Source organism: Rugamonas sp., from assembly GCF_025354735.1.
In the GTDB taxonomy this organism is placed as follows: domain Bacteria; phylum Pseudomonadota; class Gammaproteobacteria; order Burkholderiales; family Burkholderiaceae_D; genus Rugamonas.
Genome location: NZ_JANXMI010000004.1, coordinates 1 through 22,388 on the forward strand (window position 1 = coordinate 1; position 22,388 = coordinate 22,388).

Annotated in this window: 20 protein-coding genes and 1 riboswitch; of the genes, 2 read left to right on the forward strand and 18 right to left on the reverse strand. The window is 65.8% G+C overall.

Features of this window, described 5'->3' with window-relative positions; all coding sequences use genetic code 11:
- Positions 1-163: 163 nt before the first annotated feature.
- Positions 164-1,573, forward strand: a complete 1,410-nt coding sequence (locus Q0S71_RS00560; RefSeq protein ID WP_295990079.1) for a DUF3482 domain-containing protein — start codon at positions 164-166, stop codon at positions 1,571-1,573.
- A 2-nt stretch (positions 1,574-1,575) separates the two neighbouring features.
- Here the strand turns inward: Q0S71_RS00560 and Q0S71_RS00565 are convergent, their stop codons facing one another.
- A complete protein-coding gene (locus Q0S71_RS00565; protein WP_295990080.1) occupies positions 1,576-2,985 on the reverse strand; it encodes a DHA2 family efflux MFS transporter permease subunit in 1,410 nt (469 codons plus the stop codon).
- Positions 2,986-3,135: 150 nt separating this feature from the next.
- Between Q0S71_RS00565 and Q0S71_RS00570 the strand changes: the two genes are divergently transcribed.
- A complete protein-coding gene (locus tag Q0S71_RS00570; RefSeq protein WP_295990081.1) occupies positions 3,136-4,863 on the forward strand; it encodes an alkaline phosphatase D family protein in 1,728 nt (575 codons plus the stop codon).
- A gap of 64 nt (positions 4,864-4,927) precedes the next feature.
- On the opposite strand, the gene Q0S71_RS00575 is transcribed toward Q0S71_RS00570, so the two are convergent.
- The 17 genes from Q0S71_RS00575 to Q0S71_RS00655 form a co-directional block, all read right to left on the reverse strand.
- Positions 4,928-7,159, reverse strand: coding sequence for a transferrin receptor-like dimerization domain-containing protein (locus tag Q0S71_RS00575; RefSeq protein WP_295990082.1), 2,232 nt, complete (start codon positions 7,157-7,159; stop codon positions 4,928-4,930).
- An 80-nt stretch (positions 7,160-7,239) separates the two neighbouring features.
- The gene (gene bluB, locus Q0S71_RS00580) at positions 7,240-7,911 is read right to left on the reverse strand and encodes a 5,6-dimethylbenzimidazole synthase (protein ID WP_295990083.1); all 672 of its coding nucleotides are present in this window, start codon (positions 7,909-7,911) and stop codon (positions 7,240-7,242) included.
- Positions 7,908-9,374 carry a cobyric acid synthase gene (locus tag Q0S71_RS00585; protein WP_295990084.1) on the reverse strand — a complete coding sequence of 489 codons (1,467 nt, stop codon included), beginning with the start codon at positions 9,372-9,374 and terminating at the stop codon, positions 7,908-7,910. The genes bluB and Q0S71_RS00585 overlap by 4 nt, the downstream gene beginning before the upstream one ends.
- Positions 9,371-10,174, reverse strand: a complete 804-nt coding sequence (locus Q0S71_RS00590) for an ABC transporter substrate-binding protein (RefSeq protein ID WP_295990085.1) — start codon at positions 10,172-10,174, stop codon at positions 9,371-9,373. Before Q0S71_RS00590 ends, Q0S71_RS00585 begins: the two co-directional genes overlap by 4 nt.
- A gap of 5 nt (positions 10,175-10,179) precedes the next feature.
- Positions 10,180-11,067 (reverse strand): cobalamin-binding protein, encoded by an 888-nt coding sequence (locus Q0S71_RS00595; protein WP_295990086.1) that lies wholly within the window; start codon positions 11,065-11,067, stop codon positions 10,180-10,182.
- Positions 11,064-12,050, reverse strand: a complete 987-nt coding sequence (cobD, locus tag Q0S71_RS00600; protein ID WP_295990087.1) for a threonine-phosphate decarboxylase CobD — start codon at positions 12,048-12,050, stop codon at positions 11,064-11,066. The genes Q0S71_RS00595 and cobD overlap by 4 nt, the downstream gene beginning before the upstream one ends.
- Positions 12,043-12,996: an adenosylcobinamide-phosphate synthase CbiB gene (gene cbiB, locus Q0S71_RS00605; protein WP_295990088.1), complete on the reverse strand. Its 954-nt coding sequence runs from the start codon at positions 12,994-12,996 to the stop codon at positions 12,043-12,045. The genes cobD and cbiB overlap by 8 nt, the downstream gene beginning before the upstream one ends.
- Positions 12,990-13,565: a bifunctional adenosylcobinamide kinase/adenosylcobinamide-phosphate guanylyltransferase gene (gene cobU, locus Q0S71_RS00610; RefSeq protein ID WP_295990089.1), complete on the reverse strand. Its 576-nt coding sequence runs from the start codon at positions 13,563-13,565 to the stop codon at positions 12,990-12,992. The genes cbiB and cobU overlap by 7 nt, the downstream gene beginning before the upstream one ends.
- Positions 13,562-14,887 carry a cobyrinate a,c-diamide synthase gene (locus Q0S71_RS00615; protein WP_295990090.1) on the reverse strand — a complete coding sequence of 442 codons (1,326 nt, stop codon included), beginning with the start codon at positions 14,885-14,887 and terminating at the stop codon, positions 13,562-13,564. The genes cobU and Q0S71_RS00615 overlap by 4 nt, the downstream gene beginning before the upstream one ends.
- Positions 14,884-15,519 carry a cob(I)yrinic acid a,c-diamide adenosyltransferase gene (gene cobO, locus Q0S71_RS00620; RefSeq protein WP_295990091.1) on the reverse strand — a complete coding sequence of 212 codons (636 nt, stop codon included), beginning with the start codon at positions 15,517-15,519 and terminating at the stop codon, positions 14,884-14,886. The genes Q0S71_RS00615 and cobO overlap by 4 nt, the downstream gene beginning before the upstream one ends.
- Entirely contained in the window at positions 15,516-16,289 is a 774-nt protein-coding gene (locus Q0S71_RS00625; RefSeq protein ID WP_295990092.1) for an ABC transporter ATP-binding protein, read from the reverse strand. Before Q0S71_RS00625 ends, cobO begins: the two co-directional genes overlap by 4 nt.
- Entirely contained in the window at positions 16,289-17,311 is a 1,023-nt protein-coding gene (locus Q0S71_RS00630) for an iron ABC transporter permease (RefSeq protein WP_295990093.1), read from the reverse strand. The genes Q0S71_RS00625 and Q0S71_RS00630 overlap by 1 nt, the downstream gene beginning before the upstream one ends.
- A 96-nt stretch (positions 17,312-17,407) precedes the next feature.
- A complete protein-coding gene (locus tag Q0S71_RS00635; RefSeq protein ID WP_295990094.1) occupies positions 17,408-19,306 on the reverse strand; it encodes a TonB-dependent siderophore receptor in 1,899 nt (632 codons plus the stop codon).
- A 145-nt stretch (positions 19,307-19,451) separates the two neighbouring features.
- Positions 19,452-19,673: riboswitch (cobalamin riboswitch) on the reverse strand.
- Between the two features lie 32 nt (positions 19,674-19,705).
- Complete coding sequence (locus Q0S71_RS00640; protein WP_295990095.1) at positions 19,706-20,326, reverse strand: histidine phosphatase family protein; 621 nt, start codon at positions 20,324-20,326, stop codon at positions 19,706-19,708.
- A gap of 10 nt (positions 20,327-20,336) precedes the next feature.
- Positions 20,337-21,116: an adenosylcobinamide-GDP ribazoletransferase gene (locus Q0S71_RS00645; RefSeq protein ID WP_295990096.1), complete on the reverse strand. Its 780-nt coding sequence runs from the start codon at positions 21,114-21,116 to the stop codon at positions 20,337-20,339.
- A gap of 4 nt (positions 21,117-21,120) precedes the next feature.
- Positions 21,121-22,155 carry a nicotinate-nucleotide--dimethylbenzimidazole phosphoribosyltransferase gene (cobT, locus tag Q0S71_RS00650; RefSeq protein WP_295990097.1) on the reverse strand — a complete coding sequence of 345 codons (1,035 nt, stop codon included), beginning with the start codon at positions 22,153-22,155 and terminating at the stop codon, positions 21,121-21,123.
- Positions 22,088-22,388 (reverse strand): hypothetical protein (locus Q0S71_RS00655; RefSeq protein ID WP_295990098.1); only part of this gene is annotated, 301 nt, incomplete at its 5' end. The genes Q0S71_RS00655 and cobT, both read right to left, overlap by 68 nt.

The window sequence follows — 22,388 nt, forward strand, 5'->3', positions numbered from 1 at the left end:
GGACCGTGAAACAACTTTGCGCCGATGATAGTGCTGCAACCAGTGTGAAAGTAGGTTATCGTCAGGCTAGTTATATTAAGAAACCCCTTCAGGTGATCCTGTCGGGGTTTTTTTTCGTCTCGATAAAAGTCTACATTGGCCCGATGTGAAAATTGCGTCACAATTGAAGATCAATCATACCGGGTACTTAACGTTCATGGCCGATACTTCAGCACCAATTCAATTCGCGTTGATATCGCATAGCGACAGTGGAAAGACTGCGTTGTCACGCACATTGGCCGGCTTGGACGATGGCGCCGCGCCTGGTCGCGCCTTGGTGTTGTGGGAGCCGTCGGGCTTCGACGATACGGCGCGATTGCAAAAACGCCTGGCCGGCGCCGGTAGTCCGGTTGGCTGGTTTTTACGCGAGGTAGTAGACCGCTATCGCGAGCGTCCGCTTTGGGAAAGCCAGCAAGCGATGCGCGCCGCGCGCGAGGCGACGGATTTGTCGCTGTATCTCATCGACGCGGCCGACGATCCGCAGACCGCCGCTTATCTGACGGCCGAGATCAAAATTCTCACCTGGCTGGGCAAGCCAGCCATCGTGCTGCTCAATCGCTGTTCGGCGGCGCCGTCCGTGACGGAAGCCGACGCGCAACTGGCCCGCTGGACTGTGCATCTGCAAGCCTATCCGATAGTGCGCCATGTCCTCGCCCTCGATACCTTCGCCCGCTGCTGGCTACATGAGCGCCTGTTCCACGACACCGTCACGCCACTGCTCGGCACCGCCAAGCAGGCCACGTATGCCCGCCTGCTTGAAGCGTCGCAAACGATGTACTTCAAGCGCTACGCGGAAGCCATGCAGCTGACCGCCAATCAGCTGGTCGCGGCGGTGCAGGACAATGAACGCATCATCCCAGAAGAAAGCACGCTGTTCAAATCAGCGCTGCAGGCGGTCGGCCTGATGGACGCCGATCCTCCGCGCCATGACCGTGCGATGAACATGCTCGCCGAGCGCTTAAACCTGAGCATCGTGCGCACCACCGTCCAGCTGCTGCTGCTTTACAAGCACGATCGTAACGCCGTCTCGAATATCAACGCGCGGGTGCGCGAATGCTTCACGCTGCACGCGCCTGTCGTCGATGGCCAGGCCGGTCTGCTGGGCGGCTTGATCTGCGGCGCGGTGGCCGAAGCGCTGGCGGCAAACCGCTTGCCGCTGCACGCCGGCCTGGTCGACGAGTTGACGCCGCACAGCGCAAACTGGGGCTTCAAAGCCTATCAGGACCGCAGCGAACCGGTGATGGAATACAGCGACGATTTCTTGCGCACCCTGCTGGTGGCTGGGCTGCTTCGTTATCTGGCGGTGTCGCACTATGGCTGCGGCTATTTCAACGAAGAGGAAATTCCGGAGCGTTGGCAGGAAGAAGTAGAGGCGGCGATCGCGCTGCACGACAGCGATGTCTGTGCGATGTGGCGCGCGCTGCGCCAGGAACCCAATCGCGACAAGGCGCGCTTGCGCGCCGCCGAAACCGTGAACGACGTCGCACTGAACATGCTGCACGCGCTCTATCCCGACAGCGCGCTGCCGGGATAGACTTATGCGGCGGCCGTCGCGCCCTTGCTGATGCTTTCGCCGTCCTCTTTACGCAGCGTCCAGAAGGTCAGCGAGGAAATCACCGTCAATACCGCCAGCGTGATGAAGGCATGGTGCAGCGCGCCGGTAAGCAGCACGCGGTCGGTCTGCGGCTGTTCGCCCAGATACCAGCCGGTGATGAGCGAACCGCAGGCCAGGCCGAAGCTCATCGACAGCTGCTGCATCGAACTGGCGATGGTGCTGGCCATGCTGGAGTCGGCGTTGTCGACGTCGGCGTAGGCGATGCTGTTCATGCTGGAGAATTGCAGCGAATTGAAGAAGCCCAGGCAGAGGCTAATCATCACGATCATGTACAGCGGCGTGCCCTGCTGGACCAGGGAGTACATGCTGATGGTGGCGCCGATCAGCACCGTGTTCACCACCAGCACCTGGCGATAGCCGAACGTCGACAGCACCCGCACCGAAATGAATTTCATCCCCATCGCGGCGGCCGCCGACGGCATCATCAACAGGCCCGATTTCCACGCCGGCAGGCCCAGTCCCAATTGATACAGCAGCGGCAGAAGGAAGGGCAAACCGCCGACGCCGAGGCGCGTTAAAAAGCCGCCGGCAACCGACACGCGGAAGGTCCGGATCTTGAACAAGGCCAGTCGCAACAAGGGATGCTGCGCATCCTTGGCGTGCCAGACGTAGGCGGCCAGCAGGCTGCATGAGAGCAGGAACAGCACCGCCTCCGACGTCAGGTCGATGCGGTGTTCGCCGAAAATCTCCAGCAGCCATGACAGCAGCGCGATGCCGGTGCCGAACAACACCAGGCCGACCAGATCGAGCGGGCGCGATGCCTCGCCGCGATAATCGGGCATGTAGCGGTGCGCCAGCAAGATCGCGGCCAGGCCGACCGGCACGTTGACGAAGAAAATTTCACGCCACGACATCCAGTGCACGATCAAGCCGCCCACCGTTGGTCCGAGCAGTGGTCCGATCAGCGCCGGGATAATCACAAAATTCATCGCCGACAGCAGCTCGGATTTGGGAAAGGTACGGATGATGGTGAGCCGTCCGACCGGCATCATCATCGCCGCGCCGACGCCTTGCAGCAGCCGCGCCGCCACCAGCATCGGAGAGTTGAGCGAGAGCCCGCACAGGATGGACGCGACGGTGAAAATCGCGACGGCGCTCATGAACACGTGGCGCGTGCCGAAGCGGTCCGCCATCCAGCCGCTGATCGGGATCGACACCGCGAGACTAAGGATGTAGCTCGTCACCACGGCCTTCAGGCTAAGCGGCGTGACATGCAGGCTGGCGGCCATGCTCGGAATGGCGGTGTTGACGATGGTGGAATCGAGCTGCTCCATGAACAGCGCGGTGGCGACGACCCAGGGCAGGTAGCTTTTGGTGGAGGAGGTGGTCATGGAGTGCGGGGTAATTGGCGCGCGGCGCAATGCCGACGATTGTCACATAAAAGACACGTTCACGCATAACCGGCGCTTTCAAGCGTGACGTCATCTTGCCGTCATCAAGAGCGCGTAAGTTGCGTGACATCGACACGGCTGGAGCATGCTATGAACGACGAAGCGACATCGCCACCGCAAGCCGGCACCACGCGCCGCCGTTTCATGCGGCAGCTAGGTTCGACCGCCTTGATCGGCGCCGGCGCGCTGGCGGTCGCCGGCTGCGGCAGCACCGCCGTCGATGACGGCGCCACGGTCATCTTCCTGCACGGCGTCGCCAGCGGCGATCCGCTGCTCGACCGCGTGATCCTGTGGACCCGCGTGACGCCGCGCCATCCGAGCGAACCGGATCAGGTGGACGTGCGCTGGCAGATGGCGACCGATCCGGCGATGCAGCACATCGTCGCCGCCGGCAGCACCAGCACCTCGCAGCAGCAGGATTACACCGTCAAGGTCGATGCCGCCGGACTGCTGCCCGGCCGCAGCTACTATTATCAATTCGCGGCGGACGGCGTGAAATCGCCAATCGGCCGCACCAAGACGCTGCCGCGTCCCGAAGTCCGGCAGGTCCGGCTGGCCGTGTTCACCTGCGCGAATTATCCGGCCGGTTATTTCAACGTCTACGCCGACGCCGCCAAACAGGACGGCATCGACGCCGCGCTGCACATCGGCGACTATATCTACGAATACGAAGCGACCGGCTACGCCTGTTCGCACGCGGTGAAGCTGGGACGCGTGTCGGAACCGCGCGAGCTGCTATTGGGATTGAGCGACTACCGGCGCCGCTACGGCCAGTACCGCACCGACCCGGATCTGCAGGCGCTGCACGCGACCATGCCGGTGATCGCGGTGTGGGACGATCATGAATTCGCCGACGACACCTGGCGCGAAGGTTCGGTCGACCATCGCGACAATCTGTTCGGTCCATTTTCCCTGCGCCGCGCCGCCGCCGTCCGCGCCTATCACGAGTGGATGCCGATCCGCGCGCCCGATCCGCAGCGGCCGGACCTGATTTATCGCTCCTTCGATTTCGGCACCGTGCTGTCGCTGCACATGCTGGACACGCGCCTGATCGGCCGCGACCAGCAGTTGAAGATGTCGTCCTACTACAACGAGGACGAAGAGTTCGACGAAGAGAAATTCAAGCACGACGTCAACTCGCCGCATCGTCACATGATGGGCGACGAGCAGATCGCGTGGCTGGAAGCGCAGGTGAAGAAATCGACGGCGCGCTGGCAGGTGCTGGGCCAGCAGGTGCTGATGGCGCGCATGGAGTATCCGACCGCGGTGGCGCTGGGCGATTGCAACTGCACGCAGTATGCGGCGCTGAAGGAGCGCGCCAGCAAAGACCCGGCCAGCATCGGCGCGGAGCAGAAGGAGTGGCTGAGCGATACCACCTTGCCGTGCTACCTCGATTCCTGGGACGGTTATCAGCACGACCGCGAGCTGGTGTTCTCCATCATGCAGCGCCACCGCAAGAACATGGTGGTGCTGGCCGGCGACACGCACAACGCCTGGGCCAGCGATCTGCACGACGCGGCCGGACGCCAGGTCGGCGTGGAGTTCGCGACGTCGTCGGTGTCGTCGCCCGGCATGGAGGGCATGTATCCGGACCGCGATCCGGAGGACGTGGCGGCGATGATGGTGGGCCTGATCGAGCCGCTGTACTACGCCCAGACCAGCAAGCGCGGATACATGATCGTCACCGCCAGCCATGAACAGACGCGCTGCGACTGGCGTTTCGTCGACACGGTCTACAGCCATGACTACACGGCCGACACGGGCCGCAGCCTGCGCGTGCTGCCGGGGCCGGGCAACCGCAAACTGGCCGAGTGCTAAGCTGCGCTGATGGCGGCCTCCGTCGTCCGTAGCGACCGAATCGCCGCGCCAGGCACTGTGACGCTTACTTGATCGCCTCCAAGTCCTGCGCCGCGCCGTTGATCAAATCGACTTCGCGCTGTAACGCCTGGGCCAGCTTGCCCACTTCCGCCGCCACGTTCGCATAGTCCTTTTGCTCGATGCTCTCGCGCACGCCCGGCATGGTCTTCACCGCGTACCCGGTGTAGTAGCCCGGCGCGTACAGCAGATGGCGATACCATTCGCGCTTCGGCAGACCCTTGGGGTCGAGCAGCTCGCGCTCGCTTTGCATCAAGCGCGCGTTCACGCGCAGCAGCGCGGCCGGATCGTGGGACAGCTGGCCGCGCGCCTTGTCGGCGGCCCTGGCGTAGCGCTGGGCCGCGTCCGCCAAGGCGGTGGACACATTGTCGAGCGGCGCAAAATTGAGCGCCGGCGGCACCGCCGCGGCCTTGGGCGTCGTCGTCGGATGGCGCGGATCGCCGGTGGTGACGAACAGGCCGTCTTCCACTTCCCGGTTGCGCTCCCTCGCCTCGTCCTGCTTCTGCTCCAGCATGTGCTTGATCTGCGTGATATAGGTCTGCACGGTGTCGGCGATATCGGTGAATTCAAACGGCATCAGCTGCGCGTCAGCCATGCGGATGACGGCCGTGCCGGCGGTCTGCGCCAGCGCGCGGCCGTAAACGAAGTCCGTGTCCGAGAAATGCGTGTAGTGATAGAAGTCGTCGTACACCGAATGGTAGACGCCGGCCTGGTCCTCGCCGGAGAAGCCGATGGCCAGCGAGGCCACGCCGTTGTGCTGCAGGAAGGGCGTGAAATCCGAGCCCGAGCCCAGCGCGTCGATGCGCAGGTCCGGGCGGCTGCGCGCCTCGCGCCGCTCCTCCGCCGTGCCGGTCACGATCTGGTGCGCCTGCCAACGCTTCCAAAGGCTGACTTTGGCTTCCGGATCTTCCACATCGCGCGCCACGGCATTGATGAATTTTTCCAGCGTGTGCGAACCCGCCACGTCCAGGAAGCCGCGTCCGCTGTCGTCCGTGTTGATGTAAATGACGGCCTTTTGCGCCAGCTCGTCGCCGTGCTGCTCCACCCATTCCGTCGAACCCAGCAGGCCGGGCTCCTCGCCATCCCAGGCCGTGTAGACGATGGTGCGCTGCGGTTGCCAACCCTGCTTGAGCAGCACGCCCAAAGCGCGCGCCTCTTCCAGCATGGCCGACATGCCGGACAGGGGATCGTCCGCGCCGTTAACCCAGGCGTCGTGATGGTTGCCGCGTATCACCCATTGATCCGGGAAGGCGCGGCCGGGGATGGTGGCGATCACGTCGTAGATGGGCTTGATGTCCCAGTTGAAGGCCAGCTTCAGATGCACCTGGGCCGGACCGCTGCCCAGGTGGTAGGTGATGGGCAGGCCACCGCGCCAGGATGGCGGCGCCAGCGGCCCCGTCATCGCGGCCAGCAGCGGCTGCGCGTCGCCGTAAGAGATCGGCAGCACGGGGATGGCGGTCAGGGTCTTGGCATCCTTGATGTCGAGGCGCTTGGCATCCTTCGTCGCGCCCACGCCGGGCGTGAGCGGGTCGCCGGGATAGGTCGGCAGGTCGGCCACGCTGCCGCGCTGCACGCCGTCCTTGTTGCGCATCGGACCGTCCGGGAACACGTCGCCGGCGGCATAGCCATCGTCGCGCGGATCGGAATAGATGATGCAGCCGATGGCGCCGTGCTCGGCCGCCACCTTCGGCTTGATGCCGCGCCAGGATTCGCCGTAGCGCGCGATCACGATGGCCCCCCGGACCGAAATGCCTTGCTTCTCCAGCTCCTCGTAATCCTGCTGGCGGCCGTAGTTGACGTAGACCAGCGGGCCGCGCACGTCGCCGTCGATGGAGTAGGCGTTGTAGCTGGGCAGTTGCTCGGACTTTTGCCTGGACGTCGGATCCTTGGCTTCGGCGGGCTCTTCCAGTTTGGCGCTGAACCTGGACGGCGACGTCATCTCCAGCAGCCGGGTTTTGGGAGTGGGAAACAACACATAAAAGGTTTCGATCTGGGCGTCCCAGCCGAATTCCTTAAAGCGATCGCGCAGCCACTCGGCGTTGTCCTTGTCGTAGGGCGAACCGACGTGGTGCGGCCGGGCGCTCATGCGGCGCATGGTTTCCTTGATATTGGCCGGCTGGGGGAGGGCGCGGAAAATGGCTTCCCAGTCGGGCGAGGTGGACGCCGGCGCCGTTTCGGCGCGGGTGGGCGCGGTCGCGGCCAATAACAGGGACGTGCACAGTGTAAGTTTTTGCCACATGGCGCCTCCGGAGGCGTGTTGAATAGGTTGACAGTTTTACAAAATACCCCTCAAACGACTAATTGTCAAAGTACAATTTTTTAAACCGGGGCGCCGCCCCAGCTGTCCTGATACACGATATCGGCCAGCGGCCGGCGCGTATCCCAGCGCTCCAGTTCCAGCATCGGCGCGCTGTAAAACGCTTCCACCTGGCCGACGCACAGCACCGCGATGGGCTGGCTCCCGGCCGGCATGCCGCACAATTCGCGCAGCCGCTGCGGATCGAACATCGACACCCAGCCCGCGCCTATGCCCTCGGCGCGCGCGGCCAGCCAGAAATTCTGGATCGCGCAGGAGGCCGAGGCCAGGTCCATCTCCGGCATGGTGCGGCGGCCGAAGACGAAGTTGTCGCGCTTGTCGATCAGGCCGACCACCAGCACTTCGGCGCACGTTAGTATGCCCTCCACCTTGAGCTGCATGAATTCGTCGGCGCGCTTGCCCAGCGCGGCGGCGGTCAGTATGCGTTCGTCGTTGACGTGTTGGTGGATCTGGCGCCGCAGCTCGGGATTGACGATGCGGATAAAGCGCCACGGCTGCATCAAGCCGACGCTGGGAGCGGCATGGGCGGCGGCGATGAAGCGTTCCAGCTGCCCCTCGTCCAGCGGCCCCGGTTTGAAATGGCGCACGTCGCGCCGCTCGCGGATGGCGCGATAGACGCCGCCGATTTCGGCATCCGAAAATGCGTTGGCGTTGGTATTGGTATCGGCGCTCATGTGCGCTCCGATGCCAGCGCGGTCAGCGCATCGAGCAGGGGGCGCGCCGCGTCGGCGATGCGATCGAGGCTGGCCTCGCGCAGCTGCGCGGTATCGACCGTGTGCTCCGAATGCAGTCCGGCCCAGCGCAGCAGCGCGTCGCTGGCCTGCGGCGTATCGAACAGGCCATGCAGATAAGTGCCCAGTATCTGGTCGTCCGCCGAGCGCGCGCCTTCCGGGCGGCCGTCGATGTGGAAGGCCGGCCGCTCGAGCGCCGCGCCGCGCGAGATGCCCATGTGGATTTCGTAACCGCTGACGGTGGCGCCGGCGTTCGCGTCGGCAAAGGCGCAGATGCCGCTGACCTGTTGCAGCCGTTTGTGCCCAGTCATTTCGGTCGTCATGTCGAGCAGGCCCAGTGCCGGCGAGCTGCCGGCCGCGCCTTCCATGCCATGCGGATCGGTGACGCTGGCACCCAGCATCTGGAAGCCGCCGCAGACGCCGATCACTTTGCCGCCGTAGCGCAGATGTTTGGCGATCCGCTCCGGCCAGCCCTGCGCGCGCAGCCACGCCAGATCGCCGCGCGTATTTTTGCTGCCGGGGAGGACGATCAAATCGGCCGCCGGTATCGCTTCGCCCTCGCGCACAAAGCGCAGGTCGACGTCGGGATGAGCGCGCAGCGCATCGAAGTCGGTATGGTTGCTCATGCGCGGCAGGCTGGGAACGATGACGCGGAAGGCGCCGCGTTCGGCCTGCACCGCCTGCACCGCATCTTCGGCGTCGAGAAACAGGCCATGCAGATACGGCAGCACCGCCAGCACCGGCTTGCCGGTCTGCTGCTCCAGCCAGTCCAGGCCCGGTTGCAGCAGCGAGATATCGCCGCGAAAACGGTTGATGACGAAGCCGATGGTGCGTTTGCGTTCGCTCTCCGACAGGCAGGCCAGCGTGCCGACGATGTGGGCGAACACGCCGCCACGGTCGATGTCGGCCACCAGTATCACCGGACAGTCGACCGCCTCGGCGAAGCCCATGTTGGCGATGTCGCGGTCGCGCAGATTGATTTCGGCGGGGCTGCCGGCGCCTTCGACGATGACGCTGTCGTACTGCGCCAGCAGGCGCCGATGCGATTCCAGCACCGCCCGCATCGCCACCGTTTTATATTGGTGGTAGTCGCGCGCGTTCATCTCGGCCCGCACCTTGCCGTGGATGATGACCTGCGCGCCGGTGTCGCTCGATGGTTTCAGCAGCACCGGATTCATGTCGGTGTGCGGCGCCAGTCCGGCCGCTATCGCTTGCAGCGCCTGGGCGCGGCCGATCTCGCCGCCGTCCGCCGTGACGGCGCTGTTGAGCGCCATGTTCTGCGGCTTGAACGGCGCCACGCGCACGCCGTCGCGCTTGAGCAGGCGGCACAGCGCGGCCACCAGCGTGGTCTTGCCGGCGTCGGAGGTGGTCCCCTGCACCATCAATGTCGAATAGGGAAAGCTCATGCCTGCTCCTGCGTTGTCTGCCAGCGCGCGACCATGTCGCTGATCTGGCGCAGTCCCTCGGTGATGACGGCGGGGCCGGGCGAGAGCACGTCCGGTGATTTAATCTCGAACAGCATATTGTTTTTCAGCGCCGGAATCGCGTCCCAACCCGGCCGCGACTTCAGCGACTCGGGCTGGAATTTTTTTCCGCACCAGGAGCCGATGATGATGTCCGGCGCGCGCGCCACGACCAGCGCCGGATCGGCGATGATGCGTTCTTTCGCGCTTTGATGGACCGACAGCTCGGGAAAGGCGTCGACGCCGCCGGCGATCTCGATGATTTCGGCGGCCCAGCCTATGCCGCTCATCAGCGGATCGTTCCACTCCTCGAAATAGATGACGGGCTTGCGCTTCCATTGCGCGGCGCGTCCGCGCACGCTGTCGATCTGCGCTTGCAGGCGCTCGATCAAATCACGGCCGGCCTGCTCGCGCTGGACCATGGCCGCCAGCACGGCGATCATGCGCAGTATGCCGGCCACGCTGCGCTGGTTGAACAGATGGACTTCGACGCCGGCCTTGGCCAGGTCGGCGCAGATGTCGGCTTGCAAATTGGAGAAGCCGATCGCCAGATCCGGTTTGACGGCGAGGATGCGATCGAGCTTGGCCGATGAAAATCCGCTGATCTTGATTTTTTCTTCGCGCGCGCGCGGCGGCCGCACCGTGAAGCCGGAAATGCCGGCGATGTATTCTTCCGCGCCCAGCGCGTACAGCACTTCCACCGATTCGGTGGACAGGCAGGCGATGCGTTGATAGTGGCTCATGGGGTTTATTGTCCCTTCCGGTGCTGGCGCGCCAGCTCCAGTTTCTCGCACAGGGCGGCGGTGCCCGCGATCATGCGCGGGCCGGCGCGATTCAACAGATTGCCGTCCAGCGTAAACAGGTTATTACCGCGCACCGCTTTCATGGTGGTGTACTGGCGCCACAGATTGACGCCGCCATAATTTTTTTCGCTGGTGCCGAAGATCGCTTCAGGATCCTCCTGGAGCACGCCTTCCACGCTGACCACCGGCGCCGTCACCTTCATGCCGGCGAAAATATTGTCGCCGCCGCACAGGCGCATCGCATCGCTGACGATATGGCCGCCGTTGAGGGTGTAGAGCGGCTTGTCCCACACCTGATAGAACATGCGCACCTTGGGCCGGTTCGCATATTGCGTGGTCAGCGCGGCGAGTTTTTGCCGCAGATCGGCGGCCGCCGGCTGCGCCACATTTTCGGTCCCCATCAACTGGCCCAGTCGCACCAGACTGTCGGCGATGTCGTCGAGTTTTTTCGGCTCGCTGTGGAACATCGGGATGCCGAGGCCGCGCAGCGTTTCGATCTGACGCTCGGAACTGCCGTGCAGCCAGACCACGATCAAGTCCGGCTTCATCGCGATCACGCGCTCCATGTCGATCTGGCGGTTGTCGCCGATGCGCGGGATCTGCTTGGCCGCTTCGGGGTAGTCGCTATAAGAGACCGCGCCGACGATGCGGTCGCCGCCGCCGGCCGCGAACAGCAGCTCCGTCACATGCGGCGCCATCGAGATAATGCGCAGCGCCGGCTTTTGCAGTGTGACCGCGTTGCCGTCGTCGTCGGTGACGGTGATCGCCGCCTGTGCTGTCTGTGTTGCTTGGGCCGCGATCAGCAGCGCGATTGCGGCGAGTAGTTGTTTCATGTTTTGTCCTTGGTCCAGGTAGTCAATGCGGAGGCCAGTTTTTGCCATCCCGCTTCGTCGGGCGGCAGGCCGAGTCGGATGCCGTGCGCGGCGTGCTGGAACCGGCGCACCCAGATGCCGCGTTCCGCCATGTGCCGCCAAAATTGTTCGGCCCGTGGTTCGGGCCACCACTGGAATAGCGCGCTGCCGGTCGAAGCGATGCCATGGTCGGCCAGCAGCGCTTGCAGACGCGCGCCGCTGGCGATCAGCCGCTGGCGTGTGGCGTGCTGCCAGGCGCGGTCGCGCAGCGCCGCCAGCGCGATCTGCTGCGCCGGGCCGCTGACGCTCCATGGCCCGAGCAGGTCGGCCAATTGATGCAGCAGCGCCGCCTGCGCGGCGACGAAGCCGAGTCGCACGCCGGCCAGGCCGAAAAATTTTCCCAGCGAGCGCAGGACGATCAGCGCCGGTATGTCGGTGCGCGCGGCGACGCTGGCGCCGGGCGTCATGTCGCCGAAAGCTTCGTCGACGATCAGCCAGCCGCCGCGCGCGGCCAGGCTGCCGGCCCATTGCAGCAGCAGTTCCGGTGAGACGGTGGCGCCGGTTGGATTGTTCGGATTACAGATCACCATGACGTCGCAATCGTCGACCGCCGTCGCCAGATCGGCGTAGGGAACTTGGCGCAGCCGATGGCCGTGCTGCGCCCAGTGGTGCGCGTGTTCCGCGTAGGACGGCGCGGCGACGACCACGCGCGACGGCGCGCGCATGCGCGGCAGCGCCTGGATTGCGGCTTGCGTGCCGGCCACCGGCAGCATCAGCGGCGCGCCGTAATAGTCGGCGGCGGCGGCGGCCAGCGCCGGATCGGTTTCGGGTAGTCGGTGCCACGCGTTGTCCGCCAGCGCGGGCGCGGGATACCACTGCGGATTGAGGCCGGTCGACAGATCGAGCCAGTCGTCGCGGCCGAAACGCAGCGTCGCGTCGCGCAGATTGCCGCCATGTTCAAGCATGCGCGCCTCCGCCCAGATAACACGCCGCCGCTGACAGGGCGGCGCAAGCGAGCCACAGCCAGGTGGTGTTGGCGACCAGGCGCCAGGCGCGCTCGATGTCGGCGGCGCGCGCCGGTTCGCCCAGTCCGAGCGGCGGGCGTTGTTCGACTTCGCCGTCGTAGATGGCGGGGCCGCCCAGCGCCACGCCCAATGCGCCGGCGCCGCTGGCCATCACCGGGCCGGCGTTTGGGCTACTCCATGCCGGCGCCTGCGTGCGCCAGCAATGCCAGGCGCGCCGCTTGCCGGCCATGCTTGATGCCAGCGCCACGTAGGAGAGGGCGGTCAGCCGCGCGGGGATGAAGTTGAGGGCGTCGTCGATGCGCGCGGCGGTGCGGCCGAAATCGAGGAAGCGTTCGGTGCGATAGCCCCACATCGCGTCCAATGTATTCGCGAGCCGGAACAGCAGCGCGCCCGGACCGCCGGCGACGGCGAACCAGAACAGCGTGCCGAAGACGGCGTCGTTGCCGTTTTCGAGCAGCGATTCGGCGCTGGCCTTGGCCAGGTCGGTGGCGTCGGCGTTGGCCGTGTCGCGGCTGACGATGCGCGCCGTCAGCAGGCGCGCTTGCGGCAGGTCGTGCCGGGCCAGCGCCTGCGCGATCGGCAGATTGTGGTCGCGCAGGCTGCGCAGGCCGATGCAGAAGTACAGCATGATCGCGTGGGCCGCGAGTCCGAGGACGCCGCAAGTGCAGGCGGCGAGGATGGTCAGCGGCGCAACGGCCAGCAACCAGGCCAGCGCGCCACGGGCGACGCGGCGCCGGCCGCGATTGAGCTTGCGCTCCAGCGCGTAGGCCAGATTGCCGAAGCCGATCAGCGGGTGGTAGCGGCGCGCTTCGCCCAGCAGCAGGTCGAGCAGCACACCCGCCGCCAGCAGCAGCGCGACGTGCGGCCAGGTCAGGCCAGTCAGCACGGGCCGCCTTTCAGATACAGCGGCAATCCGGCGGCGACGAAGATGGCGCGGTCGCACGCGGCGGCGACGGCCTGATTCAGGCGCCCCGCTTCATCGGCGAAGCTGCGCGAGATGGCGCCGTAGGGGACGATGCCCATGCCGACTTCATTGGAGACGAGGACGATGTCGCCACCATCGCCACCATCGCCGGCCAGTGTTTGCAGCAGCCGCGCGCGTTCGGCATGGAACAGCGGCGGCAGTTCGATGGCGCCGACGTCGGGATAGTCTGTGCCGTCGCTGAACATCAGATTGGACAGCCACAAGGTCAGGCAGTCCACCAATATCAGCCGCTGTGGCGCCGCCCAGTGTTCGATGGCGGCGGCCAGCTCCAGCGGCTCCTCTATCGTGCGCCATTCGGCGGGCCGCTGCCGGCGGTGGTGGGCGATGCGCGCCGCCATTTCGCCGTCGCCGGCGCGCGCGGTGGCGAGGTAGACCACTTCCTTGCCCGATTCGGCGGCGAGCCTTTCGGCATAAGCGCTCTTGCCGGAGCGCGAGCCGCCCAGGACCAGCGTGCGTATCGTGCGTGTCATGTCCGTGCGGTCCCCAGGAACAGCGCGGCCACCGCCGCCGGATTGGAAGGGAAATAGGCGTGGAAGTAGGAGGCCGTCAGCGATCCGGTTTGATACAGCGCCTCGCCCTCGGCGCCGGAGGGATGTTTGACCGTATGCGCCACCGGCGCCACCGCCGTTTCCAGCCGCGAGTAGTGGAAGGTATGGCCGCGCAGGATGCCGTGCGCGCCCGTCCAGCCTTGCGAACCGAGACCGGCCAACCGCGCTTGCATCGTCACGGCGCCGGGCAGCAGGCCCGTCATGGGCCAGCATGCGCCGGATTGGTCGGTCAGCGTGGACGCCAGCGCCATCATGCCGCCGCATTCGGCGACGATGGGGATGCCGTCCGCGTGGGCCGCGCGGATCGAGGCCTGCCAGCTGGCGGCCTGCGACAGGGCCTGTGCGTGCAGCTCGGGATAGCCGCCCGGCAGATAGATGGCGTCCGCATCGGACGGCACCGGCTCGTCGGCCAGCGGCGAGAAATAGCGCAGCGTCGCACCGAGGCTGCGCAGCGTATCGAGATTCGCCGGATAGAGGAACATGAAGGCGGCGTCGCGCGCGATGGCGATGGTCTTCCCAGCCAGCGCCGGCGATGCTTCTTCTACAGGCTGTTTTTCCGGCGCTGGCGGGATTTCGATGCGCGTCGTGCGCAGGCGGCTCCATGCCGCGTCGTCGAATGCGAGTTGCTCGGCCAGTTGATCGAGCATCTCGTCGATGCCGCCCACTTCGTCCGGCAGCACCAGGCCCAGATGCCGCTCGGGCAGCGATCTGCTTTGGCGCGGCAAGGTCGCAAACAGGGGAATGTCGCGCAAAGAGGCGGCGACCATATTGGCGTGGCCGGCGCTGGCGACGCGGTTGGCGATCACGCCGGCCATTTCCACCGGCCCGTAGTCGCGCAGGCCTAGCGCCAGCGCGCCGGCCGTCTGCGCCATCGCGGACGCGTCGATCACCGCCATCACCGGCACGCCGAATTCACGCGCCAGATCGGCGGAGGACGGCGCGCCGTCGTACAGGCCCATGACGCCTTCGATCAGGATCACATCGGCCACGGCGGCCGCCTGCGCCAGCTGGCTGCGGCACTGGTCCAGGCCCACCATCCACAAGTCCAGCGTATATACCGGCGCGCCGCTGGCGCGTTCCAGCAGCATGGGGTCGATGAAGTCCGGCCCGCACTTGAACACGCGCACGCGCTTGCCCTGTCTGGACAGTTTGCGCGCCAGCGCCGCTGTGACCGAGGTTTTGCCCTGGCCCGACGCCAGCGCCGACACCAGCAGCACCTGCGCGTCGATATGCGTCGCCGTCACCACTCGGTGCCTTCCTGCGCGCCGATGCCGGCCTTGAAGGCGTGCTTGACCACTTCCATTTCGGTGACCGTGTCGGCGATGGCGATCAGCTCCGGCGGCGCGCCGCGGCCGGTGATGACGACGTGCTGCATCGGCGGCCGCTCCAGCAGGTCGGCGATGACGTCGTGGACGTCGAGGTAGCGGTATTTCAGGGCGATGTTCAGTTCATCGAACAGCACCAGGCCGATGGCGGGATCGGACAGGAAGCTCCTGGCCTTGTCCCACGCCAGCTTGGCTTTTTCGATATCGCGTTCGCGGTTTTGCGTCTCCCAGGTGTAGCCTTCGCCCATGGCGTGGAAGCTCACCTCGTCGGGAAAGCGGCGCAGGAATTTTTCTTCGCCGGTCGACATCGCGCCTTTGATGAACTGCACCACGGCCACCTTCATGCCGTGGCCCATGGCGCGGATCACCATGCCGAAGCCGCTCGAACTCTTGCCCTTGCCGTTGCCGGTGTTGACGATGATGATGCCGATCTTTTTGTCGGCGGCCGCGATCTGGGCGTCGATGATGGCCTTCTTGCGTTCCATGCGCACGCGATGGCGTTCGTTGATGGCGGCGGTGGCGTTGTGGTCGTCGTTATTTAATTCGTTCATGCGATGTCCTCGGTCGGGATGAAGATGCTGCGGTGGCCGTGCCGGATGATTTCTATCGGGTGGCCCAGGTAGTCGCTCAGTATCGGCGCCTGCATCACGTCGGCGACGGCGCCGGCCAGCCAGCGGCCGTCTCCCATCAGCAGCAGCGCGTGGGTGGAGACGCTGTGCGCCAGGGTCAGATCGTGGCCGACCATGACGGCGGTTTTGCCTTGTTCGCGGCACAGGCGCGCCAGTAAACCCATCACGCTGACCTGGTGCGCCAGGTCGAGCGCGTTGGCCGGTTCGTCCAGCAGCAGCAGCGGCGTGTCCTGCGCCAGCATGGCGGCGATGGCGACGCGCTGGCGTTCACCGCCCGACAGCGTACGCACGTCGCGCTCGGCCAGGTCGGCCACTTCCATCGACGCCAGCGCCGCCAGCGCGGCCCGGTGGTCGTCGCTGCCTTCCCAATAGCGGTTGCCGTGGTAGGGGTGGCGCGCCGACAGCACGGTCTCGATCACGCTGTAGGCGAAGGCGTCGCTGCGCGATTGCGCCAGGAAGGCACGTTGCCGCGCCAGCTCCGCCGGCGGCCATTGCGCCAGCGGGCGGCCCTGGACGCTGACGCTGCCGGCGTCCGGCTGGCGCAGTCCGGCCAGGGTGCGCAGCAGCGTGCTTTTGCCGGCTCCATTGCGGCCGATGATGCTCCAGCATTGACCGCCTTCGACCTGCCAATCGAGATCGGCGATCAGCGTGCGGGCGCCGATCTTCAAGGAGAGTTGTCGGGTGCTTATCATCATTTGCGCAAGCGGTGCAGTTGGTAGAGGAAGACCGGCGCGCCTATCATCGCCGTGACCACGCCGACCGGCAGCTGCTGCGGCGCGACGATGGTGCGCGCCAGCGTGTCGGCCAGCACCAGGAAGGTGCCGCCGGTGAGCGCCGCCGCCGGAATCAGGGTGCGGTGATCGGGGCCGAAGGCGAAGCGGCAGGCGTGCGGAATAATCAGGCCGACGAAGCCGATGGCGCCGGCGCTGGTGACGGCGCTGGCCGTCAGCAGGCCGGAACAGAAGAACAATCCCTTGCGCAGCGCGCCGACGCGGATGCCGAGCGTGGCCGCCGCTTCCGCGTGCAGCGCCAGCACGTTGAGCGCGCGCGCGCTGCGCAGCGCGAACACCATGGCGCCGGCCAGCACCGCCCAGGGTACCCAGGTGACGGGTGCGCCGGCCAGGTCGCCTATCATCCAGAACACCATGCTGCGCAAGCGGCTCTCGGGGGCGATCGACAGCATCAGCGTGATGATGGCGACGCAGGCGGAGGAGAGAATCACGCCGGTCAGCAGCAGCAGCGAGGCGCCGCCTTCGGCCGCCGCGCCGCCGCGCAGATCGCGCCGCGCCAGCAGGTATAAGGTCATCGAGATGATGATGGCGCCGGCGAAGGCGGAGGCGTCGATCACCCACGCGGCGCACATCAGCATCAGCGCGGCCAGCGCGCCCACGGAGGCGCCGGTGGAAATGCCGAGCACATAGGGGTCGGCCAGCGGATTGCGCAACAGCGCCTGCATCATCACGCCGGCCAGCGACAGCGCCGCGCCGGTGACGAAGGCGGTCAGCGCGCGGCCGCTGCGCAGGTCCAGCAGCGTGGCCGCGAGCGTGGTCGCGTGGCCGTGCAGCACGTCATTGAGCGCGGGCGGGAGGTCGGACAGGGGAATCGAAACGGAGCCGGTCATACCGGCGAACAGCAGGCTGGCTATCGCCAGCAGCGCCATCGCCGTCAGGATGATGGCGCTGCGCCGCTGCAAATGGCTGGAGGAGGAATGCATGCACTGCCTTCAAAAATGGGGAGCCGCAGCCGCCGGACGAAGCGCGCTTCGTCCGGCAGATTACTACAATGGTGCTAAACAGTCTTGCCGGCGATGTTACTTGTAGCCGTAGCGCAGGCCGGCGAATACGGTCGCCGTGGCGGTGCCGTAGTAGCGCGCCAGTTCATAGTGCTTGTCGCCGATGTTGTTCCAGCGGACCAGCACCGACCAATCGGGCGCGAAGCGGTAGGTGGTGTACAGATTGACCAGGCCATAGCCGCCGAGGCGATTCTTGTTGGCGGCGTCGTCGAAGCGGTCGCCGGACAGGTCCAGTTCAGCGCCGGCCTTGAGGGCGCCGAGGCTGTAGTCGGCCGTGAAGTCGGCGTGCTTCTTCGAGCGGCGCGCCAGGCGGTTGCCGGTGGTTTCATCCTTCGGGTCCTGCAGGTCGATGCTGCCGCCGAAATGGAAGTCGCCCAGCTGCTGGCCGCCGGACAGCGTCACGCCTTCGAGCAGCGCGTGGTTGACGTTGTAGGCGCAGCCGAAGCTGTAGGTCTTCGGATCGAAGGGGCAGGGCGTGGCCGTGACCAGCAAGTCGGTCAGGCGGTTGTGATAGTAGACGGCGCCCAGCTGCGTGCCCTTGCTATCGTAGTGCAGGCCGGCTTCGGCGTTGCGGCCCTGTTCCGGCTTGTTGGTGGCGATGCCGAAGCCCGGGTAGTACAACTCGTTGTAGGTCGGCGCGCGGAAGCTGGTGCCGATGCTGGCGCTGGCGCGCAGCGCGGGCGTGACGTGATAGCCGTAGCCGGCCGACCCGGTGGTCTTGCTGCCGTACTGCGAGCTGTCGTCGTTGCGCACGCCGATGTTGACCAGGTTGTCGCCGCGTTTCAGATTGTAGGCGGCTGCGAAGGACTTGGTGGTGCGGTCGCGCTGAAGCTGCGGCGTGGAGCTCGACTCGACTTCTTCCTTGCGGTGGTCGTACAGCAGTTGCAGCGTGTCGGCGCCGATCAGGATATCGTTCTGCCAGGTGATGTCGGTCTGCTTGGTGTCGATTTCGCTTTTGCCGCTGGCCAGCGCGCTGGTGTCGGTGCCGGATTTGTCGCGCGATTCGGCGTACTGAATCTGGCTGGTCCACATCGGCAGGATCTGGTTCTTGCTGTAGACGGCGACGTTTTCCAGGCGCTGCAAGGCGCGCGTGTCGTAGCTGGAGGCGCCGCTGTCGTATTGCGCATCGAGGCGGCTGTTGAGGAACAGCAGGCCGGCTTCCTGGCCCGGCGCGAGCTGGATCGAGGCCTGGCCGGCGGCGTTCTTCTTGTCGTAGCCGTCGGCGTCGGGATTGTAGGAGAAGTTGCCGGGCTTGGTGGCCGAGAAGCCGTCCGATTTTTCGTCGCCGATACTGAGCGCGTAGCTGATGCTGTGGTCACCGCCGGTCGATCCGGAGACGCTGGCGTCGGCTTCGCGCGTGTTGTTGGTGCCGAAGCCGGCGAAGGCCGTGAATTCCGGCGCGCCCTTGCCACGCTTGGTGAAGATCTGGATCACGCCGCCGATGGCGTCGGCGCCGTACAGGGTGCTCAGTGGTCCGTAGACGATTTCGACGTGGTCGATGGCGGTCAGCGGAATGGCGCTCCAGTTGGCCGTGCCCAGCGTCGAGGAGCCGATGCGCACGCCGTCGACCAGCACGATGTTCTGGTTGGCGTTGGCGCCGCGGATGTAGACGGCGGCGCTGGTGCCGGCGCCGCCGTTGCGCGCCACTTCGATGCCGCGCTGGCGTTGCAGCAGGTCGATCAGCGAGCCGGCGCCCGATTCGGCGATCTGCTCGGCGCTGATGGAGAGCGTGTCGCTGATGATGTCGCCGGCCTTTTGCGGCGTGCGCGTCGCGGTGACGAAGACGCTGTCGGTTGGCGACGCGGTGGTGGCGGGATCGGCGGCGGCGTAGGCGTTGGAGATGCTGATGGCGAGCGCGAATGTGGACGCGAACGCGAACGACGGCAGCGCCGCGCGGCGGGTAACAGGATGGGTCATGGATATCTTCAGTAAGTAAGCAACCAGCCGACGTCCCCGTGGGCCAGATTGAACAGAAGAGGGGCACTGAAGAAAGGAGTGCGCGTCGCGGACGCATACGTGCGATGCACATAGTTGGCCGGCTGGTCGCGCACATCCCCGTGCACCTGCTTCCACCTGTCTTGGCCGGTATCCGGGCTGACAAGTTGGACGGCCTCACCTTCCCATGCGGAGCACAGTGGTTGTCAGAGGCAGTTTGCCGCGTGGTTCGCGACACTTGTTGACCGTTGCGGGGGCAGCACACGCTGGCCAGTCGGACTGGCTTCGTGTTTCCCGTTTAACTGCGCATCTGGACAGACGCGCGGGCACCAAAACCCCGCCATTATACGGTGTCGCCGCGATCGCGCAATCACCGCGATCCTACAAGGGCGACCGATGGTGCAGGATCAGCGACGCGCCGTAGGCGATGGCGTGCGGGTTTTGCGCGGCGTGCAGCGCGGCTTCGCGCGGCGCCAGGCCGGCATGGCAGGCGCTTAACAGGCGCATGGTGCCGGCGTGGCAGATGATGATGGCGGTGTGGTCGACGGATGGGCCGACGCCTGCATCGACGTTCGCATTGTCGTCCGCATCGCCGCTTGCATCGGCGCCTTGCTGGCGCTGGAGGTCTGCGTAAAAGGCGTGGACGCGGACGGCCATTTGCAGCACGCTTTCGCCGCCGCCCGGATGGTAGTCGGCCAGGTCGTCGGCCCAGGCGTCGATCTGCGCGCGGGCGATGGCGTCCCACGGCTGCATCTCCCACGCGCCGAAATCCATCTCGGCCAGGCGGGCATCGAATGTCAACGGCCGATGCGGCAGGCGCGCGGCGAGTTCGGCGCAGCGCCGCAAGGGACTGGAGTAAAGCGCGGCGCCCGCCGGCAGGCTGGCGAGGAGCGATGCCAGTACCTGCGCCTGTTCCTGCGGCGCGACCGTCAGGTCGGTGCGGCCGTAGCAGATGCCGGCGGCCACCTGCGGCTTCGGATGGCGCACCAGGATCAGCCGCATATTAGCCACATTAATGCCACGCGCCCTGATGGAGCCCGGCCAACGCCGCCAGGTAGAACAGCACTTCCGTCACCTGCTGCACCGCGCCGAGGCAGTCGCCGGTATAGCCGCCGATGCGGCGCACGAATTTTCGCGCCAGCCAGATGGTGGCGATGGCCGCCGCCGCGCCGCCGCCGGCGATGACGCCCCAGCTTATATGGCCGGCGGCGGCCAGCAGCGTGGCGGGAACGGCGGCGCAGACGGCTGCGATGGTGAGTTCGGGCGTGCTCATTTCCTGCGCCATCGGCTTGGCCTTGCCTTCGGCGCGCGCGTAATCGAGCGTGTGGATCAGCGTCGTCGCGGCCAGCCGTGACAGCGGGTGGGCGACGAACAGCATCGCGATGGCGTCGGCGGTCGGCAGCAGCGACAAGGTCAGGCACTTGAGCGCCAGCAGGCAGATGATGTCGATCGCGCCGTAGGCGCCTATGCGCGAATCCTTCATGATTTCCATCACGCGCGCCGCCGTCGTGGCGCCGCCGAAGCCATCGCACATGTCGGCGAAGCCGTCTTCGTGGAAGGCCCCCGTTATATAGATGCCGGCCGCGGTCGACAGCAGCACGGCCACCGGCGCGGGAAATAGCGCGGCCGCGGCCGCATAGACCGCGGCCGTCGCCGCCGCGACCACCACGCCCACGAGGGGGAAGTAGCGCGAGGCGTGATGCAGCCACTCCGGCTGGAATCCAACCCAGCGCGGAATCGGCAGGCGCGTGAAGAATTGCAGCGCGATGAAGAACAGGCGTATCTGGTGCATGGAATCAGTCGGACTTTTCGCTCACTTGCGCCGACTCGAACGTCGCCATCTGATTGACGAAGTTGACGGCCGCATGCAGCAGCGGCAGCGCCAGCGCGCAGCCGGTGCCTTCGCCGAGGCGCAGGCCCAATTGCAGCAGCGGTTGTGCGCGCAGATGATCGAGCATGCGGCGGTGGCCGTTTTCGTCGGAGCAGTGCGAGTAGACGCAGTAATCGAGGATGGCCGGTTGCAAGCGCGCCGCCACCAGCAAGGCGCTGGTGACGATGAAGCCATCGATCAGCAGGACCATGCGGCGTTGGGCCGCTTTCAACATGGCCCCGGTCATCATCGCGATTTCCAGGCCGCCGAAGGTGGCCAGCACGTCCAGCGCCTCGTTCGCCGATGCATGCCGCGCGACGGCCGCTTCGATCACGCGCTGCTTGCGCAGTATGCCTTCGCCGTCGAGGCCAGTGCCCGCGCCCACGCATAGCGCCACCGGGATGCCGGTCAGTTTGTGCATCAGCGCGGCGGCGGCGGTGGTATTGCCGATGCCCATTTCACCGAAGCCGATGACGTTGCCCTCAAGTTTATCGACCAGGTCCATGCCGGCGGCGATGGCGGCGGCGCAGATTGCGGCGCTCATCGCCGGCTGGTGGGCGAAATTGTGGGTGCCGTGGGCCAGTTTGCGGTCTATCAGTCCGTGGCGCGGGCCGAAATCGTGATTGACGCCGGCGTCGATAATTTGCAGTTCGCAGCCATTCTGTCTCGCGAAGACATTGATCGCGGCGCCCTTGGCGAGGAAGTTTTCCACCATCTGCCAGGTCACGTCCTGCGGGTAGGCGGAAACGCCTTCCGCGACGACGCCATGATCGCCGGCGAATACCAGGATCGCGGGCTCGGTCAGGGTGAGGGCGCGGGTCTGCTGAATCAAGCCGATTTGTTTTGCCAGCGACTCCAACGCCCCTAGGCTGCCAAGCGGCTTGGTCTTGTTATTAATAGCGCGATCGAGCTGGGCTGCCAATGCGTCGTTGGCCGTCGATGTAATAGTAGGTATAGGCATGAGTAAGCGGAATGATGAAAGAAGCACATGTATCGGACTCCTCTACGATATCACAGCAATTAATTTCAAAAATCCTTGTCAGGCCGGGGGCGGCTTTGCTATAGTTCGCCTCCCCGCAAAACGGTATGTAAATACGGCGAACGGGGCGAACCAGAAACGGTTCGGTAGTAAAAAGAAGGGGTTGACGAAATGCTTCAAACGCTTCATACTCTTTCTTCCTCGCGGCTGACAAA